This window comes from Bradyrhizobium sp. HKCCYLRH2047 (assembly GCF_051168175.1).
Classification (GTDB): Bacteria; Pseudomonadota; Alphaproteobacteria; order Rhizobiales; family Xanthobacteraceae; genus Bradyrhizobium.
Genome location: NZ_JBNPUM010000009.1, coordinates 282,962 through 296,993 on the forward strand (window position 1 = coordinate 282,962; position 14,032 = coordinate 296,993).

Annotated in this window: 12 protein-coding genes; 10 read left to right on the plus strand and 2 right to left on the minus strand. The window is 64.5% G+C overall.

All coding sequences use genetic code 11. The features are described from left to right. Nucleotides 1-26: 26 nt before the first annotated feature. Nucleotides 27-2,120, minus strand: coding sequence for a 3-hydroxyacyl-CoA dehydrogenase NAD-binding domain-containing protein (locus ACQR1D_RS22665; RefSeq protein WP_315805744.1), 2,094 nt, complete (start codon nt 2,118-2,120; stop codon nt 27-29). Nucleotides 2,121-2,333: 213 nt separating this feature from the next. Between ACQR1D_RS22665 and ACQR1D_RS22670 the strand changes: the two genes are divergently transcribed. The 9 genes from ACQR1D_RS22670 (at nt 2,334) to ACQR1D_RS22710 (ending at nt 12,268) form a co-directional block, all read left to right on the plus strand. After that, nucleotides 2,334-3,230, plus strand: a complete 897-nt coding sequence (locus tag ACQR1D_RS22670) for an IclR family transcriptional regulator (protein WP_315805743.1) — start codon at nt 2,334-2,336, stop codon at nt 3,228-3,230. Nucleotides 3,231-3,296: 66 nt separating this feature from the next. Then, nucleotides 3,297-4,094 carry an ABC transporter ATP-binding protein gene (locus tag ACQR1D_RS22675; RefSeq protein WP_434838553.1) on the plus strand — a complete coding sequence of 266 codons (798 nt, stop codon included), beginning with the start codon at nt 3,297-3,299 and terminating at the stop codon, nt 4,092-4,094. Next, on the plus strand, nt 4,091-4,804 hold the full coding sequence (locus ACQR1D_RS22680; protein ID WP_315805741.1) for an ABC transporter ATP-binding protein: 714 nt from the start codon (nt 4,091-4,093) through the stop codon (nt 4,802-4,804). The genes ACQR1D_RS22675 and ACQR1D_RS22680 overlap by 4 nt, the downstream gene beginning before the upstream one ends. 13 nt (nt 4,805-4,817) lie before the next feature. Beyond that, nucleotides 4,818-5,696 carry a branched-chain amino acid ABC transporter permease gene (locus ACQR1D_RS22685; RefSeq protein ID WP_315805740.1) on the plus strand — a complete coding sequence of 293 codons (879 nt, stop codon included), beginning with the start codon at nt 4,818-4,820 and terminating at the stop codon, nt 5,694-5,696. A 2-nt stretch (nt 5,697-5,698) separates the two neighbouring features. Next, nucleotides 5,699-6,715, plus strand: coding sequence for a branched-chain amino acid ABC transporter permease (locus ACQR1D_RS22690; RefSeq protein WP_316238196.1), 1,017 nt, complete (start codon nt 5,699-5,701; stop codon nt 6,713-6,715). Between the two features lie 10 nt (nt 6,716-6,725). After that, nucleotides 6,726-7,949 carry an ABC transporter substrate-binding protein gene (locus ACQR1D_RS22695; protein ID WP_315805738.1) on the plus strand — a complete coding sequence of 408 codons (1,224 nt, stop codon included), beginning with the start codon at nt 6,726-6,728 and terminating at the stop codon, nt 7,947-7,949. A 313-nt stretch (nt 7,950-8,262) separates the two neighbouring features. Next, nucleotides 8,263-9,486: an ABC transporter substrate-binding protein gene (locus tag ACQR1D_RS22700; protein WP_315805737.1), complete on the plus strand. Its 1,224-nt coding sequence runs from the start codon at nt 8,263-8,265 to the stop codon at nt 9,484-9,486. Nucleotides 9,487-9,735: 249 nt separating this feature from the next. Next, the gene (locus ACQR1D_RS22705) at nt 9,736-10,959 is read left to right on the plus strand and encodes an ABC transporter substrate-binding protein (protein ID WP_315805736.1); all 1,224 of its coding nucleotides are present in this window, start codon (nt 9,736-9,738) and stop codon (nt 10,957-10,959) included. A gap of 28 nt (nt 10,960-10,987) precedes the next feature. Continuing rightward, on the plus strand, nt 10,988-12,268 hold the full coding sequence (locus ACQR1D_RS22710) for a glycerate kinase type-2 family protein (RefSeq protein ID WP_315805735.1): 1,281 nt from the start codon (nt 10,988-10,990) through the stop codon (nt 12,266-12,268). A gap of 18 nt (nt 12,269-12,286) precedes the next feature. Here the strand turns inward: ACQR1D_RS22710 and ACQR1D_RS22715 are convergent, their stop codons facing one another. After that, on the minus strand, nt 12,287-12,793 hold the full coding sequence (locus ACQR1D_RS22715) for a MarR family winged helix-turn-helix transcriptional regulator (RefSeq protein ID WP_315713766.1): 507 nt from the start codon (nt 12,791-12,793) through the stop codon (nt 12,287-12,289). Nucleotides 12,794-12,989: 196 nt separating this feature from the next. Here ACQR1D_RS22715 and ACQR1D_RS22720 point away from each other — a divergent pair, with 196 nt between their 5' ends. Then, complete coding sequence (locus ACQR1D_RS22720; RefSeq protein WP_315805734.1) at nt 12,990-14,030, plus strand: branched-chain amino acid ABC transporter permease; 1,041 nt, start codon at nt 12,990-12,992, stop codon at nt 14,028-14,030. Nucleotides 14,031-14,032 lie beyond the last annotated feature (2 nt).

Consider the following 14,032-nt stretch of genomic DNA (forward strand, 5'->3'; position numbering starts at 1 on the left):
GGGCGCAGAGTGATAGTTGGGCCGCCTCAAGCGGCCTTCCCCTGCGCCAGCGAGGCGAAGGTCTTGCCTTCGTCGGCGAGCTTCTTCAGCAGCGGCGCTGGCTCCAGCGACGGGTCATTGGTCTCCTTGGCATAGAACGCCAGCCGCTCGGCAATGTGCTTCAGGCCGACGCTGTCGGCCCAGTACATCGGGCCGCCGCGATAGATCGGCCAGCCATAGCCGTAGAGCCAGACAACGTCGATGTCGGACGGACGCGCGGCGATGCCCTCGGCGAGGATCTTCGCGCCCTCGTTGATCATCGGATACATCATGCGCTCGAGGATCTCCTCGTCGCTGACCGCGCGGCGCTTGAGGCCGAGCTTGGCGAGCGTCTCGTCGATCAACTTCTCGACATCGGGATCCGGCAGCGGCGCACGCGAGCCGGCCTCGTATTTGTAGTAGCCCTTGCCGGTCTTCTGGCCGAAGCGGCCGGCTTCGCACAGCGCATCCGCGATCTCGCTCTTGATGCCGCGGTCCTTGCGCGAGCGCCAGCCGATGTCGAGGCCGGCGAGATCGCCCATCGCGAACGGGCCCATCGGCATGCCGAACTTGGTGACGACGGCATCGACCTGCTGCGGCAGCGCGCCTTCGAACAACAGCTTCTCGGCCTGCTTGCCACGCTGCGCCAGCATGCGGTTGCCGACGAAGCCGTCGCAGACGCCGACCACGGCCGGCACCTTGGCGATCTTGCGGGCGATCGACACGGCGGTGACGAGCGCATCCGGCGCGGTCTTCTCCGCGCGCACGATCTCGCACAGCTTCATGACGTTGGCCGGCGAGAAGAAATGCATGCCGAGCACGTCCTGCGGACGGCTGGTCTCGGCGGCGATTGCGTCGATGTTCAGATACGAAGTGTTCGAGGCCAGCACCGCGCCCGGCTTGGCATATTGATCGAGCTTGCCGAACACTTCCTTCTTCACGGCCATGGTCTCGAACACCGCCTCGATGACGAGGTCGGCGTCCTTGACGTTCTCGAGACCGACCTTGCCGTCGATCAGCGCCATGCGCTTGGCCGGGGCGTCCGCCGGAATGCCGCCGCGCGCGGCGGTCGCCTCCCAGTTCTTCTGCATGATGCCCATGCCGCGCTTGAGCTGCTCCTCGGCGGTCTCGATCAGGGTGACCGGGATGCCGGCATTGGCGAACGACATCGCGATGCCGCCGCCCATGGTGCCGGCGCCGATGATGGCGACGCGCTCGACCTTGCGGCCCTTCGTGCCCTCGGGCACGCCGGCAATCTTGGCCGCCTCGCGCTCGGCGAAGAACGCGTAGCGCTGCGCCTTGGACTGGTCGCTGGTGAGCAGCTTGAGGAAGCCCTCGCGCTCCCGCTTCAAGCCCTCGTCGAACGGCAGATCGATCGCATAGCCGACCGCATCGGCCGCCGCGAACGGCGCCTCCAGCCCGCGCGACTTCTTGGTGATCGCAGCGACCGCATTGGTGAAGATCGAGCGATCGGCCTTGGCCGCGGCGATCTTGGAGTCATCGTCGCGCAGCTTGCGCAGCGGACGGTTCTCCGCCACCACCTTGCGCGCGAAGGCTTCGCCGCCCGATGCCGGCCCCTCGACGATCTCCTCGATCAGGCCCGCCTTCAGCGCTTCGGCTGCGCCGATCGGATCACCGGCGACGATCATCTTGACCGCGAGCTCCGGCCCCACCGCGCGCGGCAGGCGCTGGGTGCCGCCCGCGCCCGGCAGCAGGCCGAGCTTCACCTCGGGCAGTCCGAGCTTCGCTTCCTTGGTGGCGACACGATAATGACAGGCGAGCGCCACTTCGAGACCACCGCCCAGCGCCGTTCCATGAATCGCCGCGATGACCGGCTTGGGGCTGTTCTCGATCGTGCTCAGCACGTCGTTGAGCGCCGGAGGCTTCGGCGGCTTGCCGAACTCGGTGATATCGGCGCCGGCAATGAAGGTGCGTCCGCCGCAGGTCAGCACGATGGCCTTGATTGCGGGATCGTCGATCGCCGCCTTGACGTTGTCCAGGATGCCGCCGCGAACTGCGGCACTCAGCGCATTGACGGGCGGACTGTCGATGGTGACGATGCCGATGATGTCATGACGATCAAGCTTTGCCACTTCGCTCACGCGTAAGCTCCTTGGGATGTCGTTTCTTTGCGGCCGGTTAACGTTCCGACCCCTTCTTGGCTCTTCATTTGCGCAGAGGTTCAGCCTTGCTTGCGTCTACCCGCTGCCGGACATCAATTCCGCAGTGCGAAATCTAATTCCACATCTTGACAGCCAGGGTTATTTTGAAGCACGAGCGTTGTCAACGAGGCTCATCAATCAACAGCCGATGACATGAAACGCCCAGGGAAGAAAGCTGCGACCGATCGCAACTTCGTCGTTGCGCTGTCGCGCGGCCTCGAGGTGCTCAGGGCTTTCCGGCCCAATGACGGCCTGCTGGGCAACCAGGAGATCGCGGCGCGCACCAACCTGCCCAAGCCGACCGTGTCGCGCCTGACCTACACGCTGACCAAGCTCGGCTATCTCACGCCCGTTCCCCGCTTCGAGAAATATCAGCTGGCGCCGTCAGCGCTGCTGCTCGGCTACGCCGCGCTCGCCAATCTCGGCGTGCGCCAGCTCTCCGAGCCGTTCCGCGAGCAGCTGATGCGCGAGACCGGCGGTGCGGTGGCAATCGGCGGCCGCGACCGGCTCAGCATGATCTATATCGGCCAGAGCCGGCACGGCGTCGTCAACGTCGAGCTCGACGTGGGCTCGCGCATTCCGATTGCGACCACCGCGATGGGCCGGGCCTATCTCTGGGCGCTGCCCGAAGAGGAACGCGCCGTGCTGATGCGCGAGATGCGCGAGCATTACGGCAACCGCTGGCCCAAGATCCGTGACGGGATCGAGCGCGCCGGCGAAACCGTCGCCAAGTACGGCTTCACGATCTCGGCCGGCGAATGGCAGGATGACGTTCACGCCGTCGGCGCGGCGTTGAGGCTCAACGATGGAACGGGTCCTTACGCGATCAATTGCGGCGCGCCTGCATTCCGCTTCACGGAAGAGCGCCTGCTCACCGACATTGGACCTCGTCTCGTGGCGATGGTAAGGAAAATCGAAGCAGCGCTTGGCGGACTTGCGCCGCAAACTAATCAGACGAATGTTCATGCGAACAATTCGTCTCACAAAGAACTCAATAAAAAGCCGAAGCCAGGAGGAAAAGTTGCCCGTGTTGCCGAGGGTATCAGATAGCCTGCATCATCGCGGTCGGCTGGCGCCGCGTCCTGACCTGAACGATTTCGGGAGGGGCGAGACGAGATGACGCAGGCACAACTCGCCCAGACCAACGATCCGCTGCTCGCCGTCCGCGACGTCAGCGTCGTATTCGGCGGCATCGTGGCGCTGAACGGCGTCTCGTTCGACATGCGCCAGGGCCAGATCCTCGGCCTCATCGGCCCGAACGGCGCCGGCAAGACCACGCTGTTCAACTGCCTCAGCCGGCTCTACCAGCCGAGCTCCGGCGACATCCTGATGGAAGGCCACAGCATCCTGAAGCGGCCGCCACACCGCATCGCCGAGATCGGCATCGGCCGCACCTTCCAGAACGTGGCGCTGTTCCCGAACCTGTCGGTGCTCGACAACGTCCGCGTCGGCACGCATGCGCGGACCTCGAGCGACATCATCTCCGATTCGCTTCGTCTCGCCTGGATCCGCCGCAGCGAGACTTCGGTGAATACCAAGGTTCACGAGATTCTCGCCTATCTCAACCTCGAGGAGGTCGCGCACAAAACCGTGTCCGGGCTGCCGTTCGGCACCCAGAAGCGCGTCGAGCTGGCGCGCGCGCTGGCCGCCGACCCGAAGATCCTGCTGCTTGACGAGCCCGCCGGCGGCCTCAATCACGAGGAAGTCTATGTGCTCGGCGACCTGATCCGCCGTATCCGCGACGACCGCCACATCACCGTGCTGCTGGTCGAGCATCACATGGGCCTGGTGATGTCGATCGCCGACCACGTCGTGGCGCTGAATTTCGGCCGCAAGCTCGCCGAGGGCACGCCCGCGCAGGTGCAGGCCAATCCCGACGTCATCAAGGCCTATCTCGGGAGCAAGGATCAATGACGGCGCTGCTCAACGTCAAGGACCTGCGCGCCTATTACGGCCAGGTCCAGGCCCTGCACGGCCTCTCCTTCTCGCTCAACGAAGGCTCGCTGACGACCCTGCTCGGCGCCAATGGCGCCGGCAAGACCACCACCCTGCGCGCGATCTGCAACATGGTGCGCTCGACCGGTGCGATCGAGTTCGAGGGCAAGCCGCTCAACAACAAATCGACCGAGAGCATCGTGCGCTTCGGCATCGCCCATGTGCCGCAGGGTCGCGGCACCTTCACCAACATGACGGTGGAAGAAAACCTGCAGCTCGGTGCCATCACCCGCTCCGACAAGGCGGGCATCGTCGCCGACATCGAGCGGATGTATTCCTACTTCCCCAAGCTGAAGGAGCGTCATACGCAGCAGGCCGGCACCCTGTCCGGCGGCGAGCAGCAGATGCTGGCCGTGGCGCGGGCGCTGATGCTGCGTCCCAGGTTGATGCTGCTCGACGAGCCGTCGTTCGGCCTCGCGCCGCTGGTGGTCCGCGACCTCTTCGGCATTCTCGGCAAGATCAACCGCGAGGAAAAGGTGTCGATCCTCGTCGTCGAGCAGAACGCGCAGCTCGCGCTGGAACTCGCCGACCAGGCCTATGTGATCGAGACCGGCCGCATCGTCATGTCCGGCGCGGCGTCGGACATTGCGAACGACGAGAACGTCCGCAAATCCTATTTGGGCTACTAACGGAGGCGGGACAATGGAGCTGTTCACCAACCAGGTCCTGGCCGGCATTGCGACTGGCGCGATCTACGCCTGCATGGCGCTCGCGGTCGTGATGATCTACCAGGCGATCGACCATCTCAACTTCGCGCAAGGCGAGATGGCGATGTTCTCGACATTCATCTCCTGGCAGCTGATGCAATGGGGCCTGCCCTACTGGGTCGCCTTCGTGGCGACGCTGGCCCTGTCGTTTGCAGGCGGCATCGCGATCGAGCGCGTGCTGTTCAAGCCGCTTACCAAGGCGCCGATCCTGACCCAGGTCGCCGGCTTCATCGCGCTGTACTCGATCATCAACTCCTTTGCCGGACTGACCTGGGACTTCACCATCAAGCAGTATCCGACGCCGTTCGGATCGTCGCCGTTCCTGGGCAGCCAGCTGATCTCGACGCACCAGGCCGGCATGATCGGCATCACCTTGCTGCTGCTGATCGGCCTGTACTTCTTCTTCCAGTACACCAGGGTCGGGCTTGCGATGCGTGCGGCGGCGGCGGTGCCCGAGTCGGCGCGGCTGGTCGGCATCAACACGTCGTGGATGATCGCGCTCGGCTGGGGCATGGCGGCAGCGATCGGCTCGATCGCCGGCATGCTGATCGCGCCGGTGGTCTTCCTCGAGCCGAACATGATGGGCGGCGTGCTGATCTACGGGTTCGCCGCCGCCGTGCTCGGCGGCCTGACCAGCCCGTTCGGCGCGGTGCTCGGCGGCTTCCTGGTCGGCATCTTCGAAAATCTCGCCGGAACCTACATCCCGCATGTCGGCAACGAGATGAAGCTGCCGATCGCTCTGGCCCTCATCATCTCCGTCCTGGTCATCAAGCCCGCCGGCCTGTTCGGCCGCAACATCGTGAAGCGAGTCTGATCATGAGCGCAATCGAGGACATCACATCCCAGGCGCCCGCGGTCGAGGCCGTTCCGAAGCGGGCCATGACCCTGAGCTCCGGCACCACATTCGTGGTCGTGCTGCTGCTCCTGGTGGTGCCACTGTTCGTCAAGAACTTCATCATCTTCCAGATGACGATGCTGCTGATCTACGGGCTGGCCGTGCTGGCGCTGAACATCCTGACCGGCGGATCCGGCCAGTTCTCGCTCGGCAACAGCGCCTTCTACGCCATCGGAGCCTATACGTCGGCGATCCTGATGGAGCAGTACAATGTCAACTACGCGCTGACCCTGCCGGTCGCCGGCGTGATCTGCTTCGGCGCCGGCTTCCTGTTCGGCCAGCCGGCGCTGCGGCTCTCGGGCGTGTATCTCGCGCTCGCCACCTTCGCGCTAGCCACCGCGATGCCGCAGATCCTCAAGCTCGGCTTCTTCGAGGAATGGACCGGCGGCGTGCAGGGCCTCGTCGTCACCAAGCCGGACGCGCCGTTCGGCCTGCCGATGTCGCAGGACATGTGGCTGTACTACTTCACACTGGCGATCACGATCGCGATCTACGTGTTCTCGGTGAACCTCCTGCGCTCGCGTTCGGGGCGGGCTTTCATGGCGATCCGCGACAACGAGATCGCGGCATCCGCCATGGGCATCGACGTCGCGACCTACAAGACGCTGGCGTTCGGCGTCAGCGCCGGCATCACCGGCGTCGCCGGCGGCCTCGGCGCCATAGCCGTGCAGTTCGTGGCACCCGACAGCTACACGATCGTGCTCGCGATCTCGCTGTTCCTCGGCATGGTCGTCGGCGGCGTCGGCTGGCTGCCCGGATCGTTCGTCGGCGCGGCCTTCATCATCTTCGTTCCCAACATCGCCGAAGGCATTTCAAAGGGCCTGTCCGGCGCGGTGTTCGGCGTGCTGCTGTTCCTCGTCATCTTCCTCGTGCCGCACGGCTCGCGGCAGGTGGCGATGGTGGCGCAGCAGCTGCTCGGCAAACTCAGAAAGAACTAAGGAGGAACTCTTGCAGGTCGTTCAACAACTACGAATCGCCGCGATCGCGACGGCGGTCATCGCCCTCACCTCGGGCGCAGCACTCGCCCAGAAGAAATACGATACCGGCGCGTCGGATACCGAGATCAAGATCGGCAACATCATGCCCTATAGCGGACCGGCGTCCGCCTACGGCGTGATCGGCAAGACCGAGGAGGCGTATTTCAAGAAGATCAACGCCGAGGGCGGCATCAACGGCCGCAAGATCAACTTCGTCAGCTATGACGACGCCTATTCGCCGCCCAAGGCGGTCGAGCAGGTGCGCAAGCTGGTCGAAAGCGACGAGGTCCTGTTCGTCTTCAACCCGCTCGGCACGCCCTCGAACTCGGCGATCCAGAAATATCTCAACGGCAAGAAGATCCCGCAACTGTTCGTCGCCACCGGCGCCACCAAGTGGAACGACCCGAAGAACTTCCCCTGGACCATGGGCTGGCAGCCGAGCTACCAGAGCGAGGGCCGCATCTACGCGAAGTACCTGCTCAAGGACAAGCCCGGCGCCAAGGTCGGCGTGCTGTTCCAGAACGACGATTTCGGCAAGGACTATCTGAAGGGCCTCAAGGACGGCCTCGGCGACAAGGCCGCGTCCATGATCGTCATGGAGGAGAGCTACGAGACGTCCGAACCCTCGATCGACGGCCACATCGTCAAGCTGAAGGCCTCCGGCGCCGACGTCTTCTTCAGCGTCACCACGCCCAAGTTCGCGGCGCAGGCGATCAAGAAGCTTGCCGAGATCGACTGGCATCCGACGCATCTGGTCGTCAACGTGTCGGCCTCGGTCGGCAGCGTGATCAAGCCGGCCGGCTTCGAGAACTCGCAAGGGATTCTTTCGGCCGCCTACGCCAAGGATGCTGCGGATCCGCAGTGGAACGATGATCCCGGCATGAAGAAGTTCTTCGACTTCCTCGCGCAGTACTATCCCGACGCCAACAAGCTCGACAGCTCGACCGTCTACGGCTACGGCGCCGCGCAGACGCTGGTGAAGGTGCTGCAGATGTGCGGTGACGACCTGACCCGCGCCAACGTGATGAAGCAGGCCGCGAGCCTGAAGGACTTCGCGCCCGACACGCTGCTGCCGGGCGTCAAGATCAACACCTCGGCTACCGACTTCGCGCCCATCGAGCAATTGCAGATGATGCGGTTCAAGGGCGAGAAGTGGGAGCTGTTCGGCGAGGCGATCAGCGGCGCCATCGAGTAATCGCGCATCGCCGCAGAAAGCGGTGCCGATCTCCACTGGCCCTCCGCGCCATCGGCGCGGAGGGCTTTTTCATATCTGGATCGGCGTCGAACTATTCATCTCAGGCTGTTCTTGCAGAGCAATCACCCGCCGAGATTGCGGAGACCTCTCGCAGTTGCACATGATATGGACCGCCAAGGCACCGCGAAAACACGGACCGTGCCGTGATGTCGCAACCACCCCGGTGCAGCTCTGCTATAGTTCCAGCCAGAACAAGAGCCGCCATCAAGGCGGCCGAGACACGTCAACCAAACCAACACGGGAGAAACGCACCATGATGATCACGCGAAGGGCCGCCCTCGCCTCGGCTGCCGCCATCGTTCTCGCCTCGAGCTCCGCAATCGCCGCCGACAAGAAATACGATACCGGCGCCTCCGACACCGAGATCAAGATCGGCAACATCATGCCCTATAGCGGGCCGGCCTCGGCCTACGGCATCATCGGCAAGACGGAAGCGGCCTACTTCAAGAAGATCAACGCCGAGGGAGGCATCAACGGTCGCAAGATCAACTTCATCTCCTATGACGACGCCTATTCGCCGCCGAAGACGGTCGAACAGGCACGCAAGCTGGTCGAGAGCGATGAAGTGCTGTTCATCTTCAATTCGCTGGGCACGCCGCCGAACTCGGCGATCCACAAATACATGAACTCGAAGAAGGTCCCGCAGCTGTTCGTCGCCACCGGCGCCACCAAATGGAACGATCCGAAGGACTTCCCCTGGACCATGGGCTGGCAGCCCAACTACCAGAGCGAATCCAGAATCTACGCAAAATATCTGCTGAAGGAAAAGCCGGACGCGAAGATCGCGGTGCTGTATCAGAACGATGATTACGGCAAGGACTATCTGAAAGGGCTGAAGGATGGGCTTGGAGCCAAGGCCGCCTCAATGATCGTCATGGAGGAGAGCTACGAGACCGCCGAACCCTCGATCGACAATCACATCGTCAAGCTCAAGTCCACCGGCGCCGACGTATTCGTGAACATCACCACGCCGAAATTTGCGGCGCAGGCAATTAAGAAGGTCAAGGAGATCGAGTGGAAGACGCTGCATATCCTCAACAACGTCTCCGCCTCCGTCGGCAGCGTGCTGAAACCGGCCGGCTATGAGAATTCACAGGACATCCTCTCGGCGGCCTATCTCAAGGACGTCTCCGATCCGCAATGGAAGGATGATGCCGGGATGAAACAGTTCCTCGACTTCATGGCGAAGGATTTCCCGGATGGCGACAAGCTCGATGGCGGCACCGTCGTCGGCTACAGCGTGGCCCAGACGCTTGTGCAGGTGCTGAAGCAGTGCGGCGACAACCTCACCCGCGAGAACGTCATGAAGCAGGCCGCATCCCTGCGCAACTTCCGCACCGAGATGCTGCTGCCTGGCATCACGATCAACACCTCGGCAACCGACTTCGCGCCCGTCAGCCAGTTGCAGCTGATGCGCTTCAAGGGCGAGAAGTGGGAGCTGTTCGGCGACGTGATTTCCGCCGACGTCGGCGGCTAACGACGGAACGCAATTGAAACCGCCTCCTGCGGCTTCGCGCCGCAGGAGGCGCTCTCTCCAGGCATCTTTGCTGTCTTTGCCAAGAATTTCTTAAGCTAGGAGTTGAAAGAGAGGCGGTCATGCAGCGGCGGCGGTTACGCCGAGCGCGCGGCTGCGCTATGGGGACTCGTCCGGAGTGAAACGAGTCGCCCGTGCTGCGGGCGAATCCAACAACAAGGCCAAGCTCCAAGGCCGAGAAGGAGTCCCCACGTGACCACTGCCCTCACCCGCCGCACGCTCTCCAGCCTGCTCGGCCTCGCCTTGGTTGGCGCCGCTGCCGGCAGCGCCTATGCCGACAAGAAATACGACACCGGCGCCAGCGACACCGAGATCAAGATCGGCAACATCGTGCCCTATAGCGGCCCGGCCTCGGCCTACGGCTCGGTCGGCAAGGCGATGTCGGCTGTGTTCAAGAAGGTCAATGATGAGGGCGGCATCAACGGCCGCAGGATCAATTTCATCTCGTACGACGACGCCTATTCGCCGCCGAAGACGGTGGAGCAGGCGCGCAAGCTGGTGGAGAGCGACGAGGTGCTGTTCCTGTTCGGCGTGCTCGGCACTGCGCCCAACACGGCGATCCAGAAATACATGAACGCCAAGAAGGTGCCGCAGCTGTTCGTCGCGACCGGCGCCACCAAGTGGAACGAGCCCAAGACCAATCCGTGGACCATGGGCTGGCTGCCGAGCTATCAGTCGGAAGCCCGCATCTACGCCAAATACCTCACCGCGCAGCAGCCGACCGGCAAGATCGCGGTGCTCTACCAGAACGACGACATGGGCAAGGACTATCTGAAGGGTCTCAAGGACGGCCTTGGCGACACCTCCCGCGTCGTGCTGGAGGAGAGCTATGAGATCGCCGAACCCACGGTCGAGTCGCACATCGTCAAGATGAAGTCGGCCAATCCCGACATCGTCGTGCTGTTCACCACACCGAAGTCCGGCGCCCAGGCGATCAAGAAGCTCGGCGAGATGAACTGGAAGCCGCTGACCATCATCTCGAACGTCAGCGCCTCGACCGCGGCCGTGATGCGGCCGGCCGGCGTCGAGAACTCGCAAGGGGTGATCTCGGCCGCCTATGCCAAGGATGCCTCCGATCCGCAATGGGCCAACGACCCCGGTCTCGGCGCGTTCAGGGAACTGCTCGCCAAATATCTGCCGGAGATCAACCCCGTGGATTCGTCGGCGCTGACCGGTTACAACATCGCCACCACGATGGTCGAGGTGCTGAAGCGATGCGGCGACGAACTGACCCGCGCCAATGTCATGAAGCAGGCGGCAAGCCTGAAGCAGTTTGCGCAGGGCGGGCTGTTGCCCGGCATCACGCTGACCACCGGTCCGGACGACTTCCAGCCGATCGAGCAGCTGCAGCTGATGCAGTTCAAGGGCGAGCGCTGGCAGTTGTTCGGCGAGGTCATGAGCGGCGAACTGAAATAGGCTGCGCACGGCACGCGGGCGGCGCCGCATGACCAGCCGCCGTCCGTTGTTGCGCGCGATCTTCGATGCCGCGGTCGCCGCGGCGCATCCTGACATGGTGCTGCCGGCATTCCTGCCGGCGGCTCCCAAAGGACGAATCATCTGTCTCGCCGCCGGCAAGGGCGCGGCCGCGATGGCGGTCGCGGCCGAGCGCCACTACCTGGACACGCTGGGATTCGATCCCGCGAAGCTGACCGGCATCGCAACCACCCGCCATGGCCATGGCGTGCCGACCCGGCGGGTGAAGGTCATCGAGGCCGGACATCCGATGCCAGACGAGGCCGGGCTGAAGGCCGCCGACGAGACGCTGCAACTGGCGGCAACCGCCGAGCCCGGCGACCTGATGCTGGTGCTGCTCTCCGGTGGTGGGTCCGCCAATTGGGTCGCGCCGGTGAACGGCGTCAGCTTCGCGCAGAAGCAGCAACTGACCCGCGCGCTGCTCCGCTCGGGCGCACCGATCGGCGAAATGAATACGGTCCGCAAGCATCTGTCGCGGATCAAGGGCGGCCGGCTGGCGCGGGCCGGGCAGAAGGCCGAGATCGTGACCCTGGCGATCTCCGACGTGCCGCATGACGATCCCTCGGCGATCGCATCGGGTCCGACGGTGCCCGATCCGACCACGCTGGCCGATGCCCGCGGCATCGTCGCCAAATACAAGCTCGAGGTCGACCCGGCGATCAGCCGGGCGCTCGATGATGCCGCCAATGAGAGCTGCAAGCCCGGCGATGCCGCCTTCGCCCGCGCCTCGTTCGAGCTGATCGCGCGCCCCGCCAGCTCGCTCGAGGCCGCCGTGGCCAGCGTCAAGGCGGCGGGCTACGACGTGCTCGATCTCGGCGCCGATCTCGAGGGTGAGGCCCGCGATGTCGCGGCCGATCACGCCAAGCTGGCGCGCGAGGCCCGCGCGCTCGGCCGCCGCATGGCGATCATCTCCGGCGGCGAGCTCACCGTGACGGTGCGCGGCCAGGGCCGTGGCGGCCCTAACCAGGAATATGCCTTGGCGCTCGCCGACCTCCTCAAGGACATGGAGGGCATAGCGGCGCTCGCCGGCGACACCGACGGCGCCGATGGCGGCGGCGGCAGCGCCTCCGATCCGGCCGGTGCGCTTGTCGATGCCGAGGTCATCGCCGCGATGCGGGCGCAGGGGCTGGATCCGCAGGCCTATCTCGCCAACAACGACGCCACCGCATTTTTCGCCGCGACCGGCGGCCTGCTGCAGACCGGACCGACGCTCACCAACGTGAACGACGTCAGGGTCATCCTGGTCGATTGAGGGGCGCGCCTGCGTCCTTCAGAACTCCTCCGCGATCTTGGTGAGCATCGCCAGTAGCGCGTCGCGCCCATCCGGGCCCAGCAGCTCGTTGAGCCGCGCCTCGTGCTTCGACACCACCAGCTTCTTGGCGCGGGCCAGCACGGCGCGGCCCTTCTCGGTCAGCATCAGGATGTGCGAGCGCCGGTCGTTGGCCGAACGCACTCGCGCACACAGGTCGCGGCTCTCGAGGCTGTCCAGCAGGGACACGAAGTTCGGCCGCAGGATGCCCAGGGTGTTGGCGATCTCGGTCTGGTTCCGGCCCGGATTGGCGTCGAGCAGCAGCAGCACCGAGAACTGGGCCGGCGTCAGTTGCAGCGGCGCGACGCAGCGCAGGAAGTCCTCGAACACCTTCAACTGCGCCCGTTTCAGCACATAGCCAAGCAGATCCGACAGCTCGCCGAGCTGGACCGCTTGCGTCTCATCGGCCGCTACGGCAGCTTCCTTGCGGCTTTCCCTCTTGCTGACGGGCTTGGCGCTATCGGCCATCACGGTCCGCCAAATTCATCGCATTTGCTTCCATCCCTGGTCTCGAACACCGCAGCCGGAACAGCGGCCTTGAGATTATAATCGATAATTGTTATCCACTATATCAAACACGGGCAGCCCAATTCAACTGCCCCGACCTGCGGACGGCGCATGGCGTCGCCCGCATCCGGTCACCACAGAGGGGGAGCGTCCGGTCTTGAACACAACGATCCTGCTGTTCCTGTTGCAGGACGGCATTACCAATGGCGCGATCTACGCGCTGCTCGGGCTGGCGCTCGTGCTGGTGTTTGCCGTCACCAGGGTGATCCTGATCCCGCAGGGCGAATTCGTCACCTACGGCGCCCTCACCTATGCCTCGCTCGCTGCCGGCCAAATGCCGGGCACGGCGAAGCTCGCCGTCGTGATCGGGCTCGCGGCCTTCGCCTTCGACCTTTACGCCATGCGCAAGACGCTGCACGCGCCGAAGATCGCGCGCACCTTCGGCCTCAACGTGGTCCTCCCGGTGGCCATTCTGCTCGCCAGCATGTGGGCGGCGAACCAGCGCATGCCCGCCGGCGTCAGCCTGGTGCTGTCGCTGCTGATCGTGGCCAGCATCGGCCTGTCGCTCTACCGCATCGTGTTCCAGCCGCTCGCGCACACCTCGGTGCTGGTGCTGCTGATCGCCTCGGTCGGCGTTCACTTGGCGCTGCAGGGCCTCGGCCTGCTGTTCTTCGGCGCCGAAGGCCAGCGTGGCCCGACGCTGCTGAATGCCAGCGCGACGCTCGGCTCGCTGCGCTTTACCGGACAGGGCATGGCGGTCTACGGCATCACCATCGCCTTCATCGTCGGCCTCTGGCTGTTCTTCGGCCTGACCCTCTACGGCAAGGCGCTGCGCGCCACCGCCGTCAACCGGCTCGGCGCCCGCCTCGTCGGCATCCGCACCACGCTGTCCGGCCAGATCGCCTTCCTGCTGGCCTCCAGCATCGGCGCGCTCTCGGGCATCCTGATCGTCCCGATCACGACGCTCTATTACGACACCGGCTTCCTGATCGGCCTCAAAGGCTTCATCGCCGCGATCATCGGCGGCCTGATCAGCTATCCCCTGACCGCCGTCGCCGCGCTCGTCGTCGGCATCGTCGAGGCGTTCTCCTCGTTCTACGCCTCGAACTTCAAGGAAGTGATCGTCTTCACGCTGCTGATCCCGGTCCTGCTGCTGCGTTCGCTCGCCGCGCCCGCGGTCGAAGAAGAGAAGGATTGAGC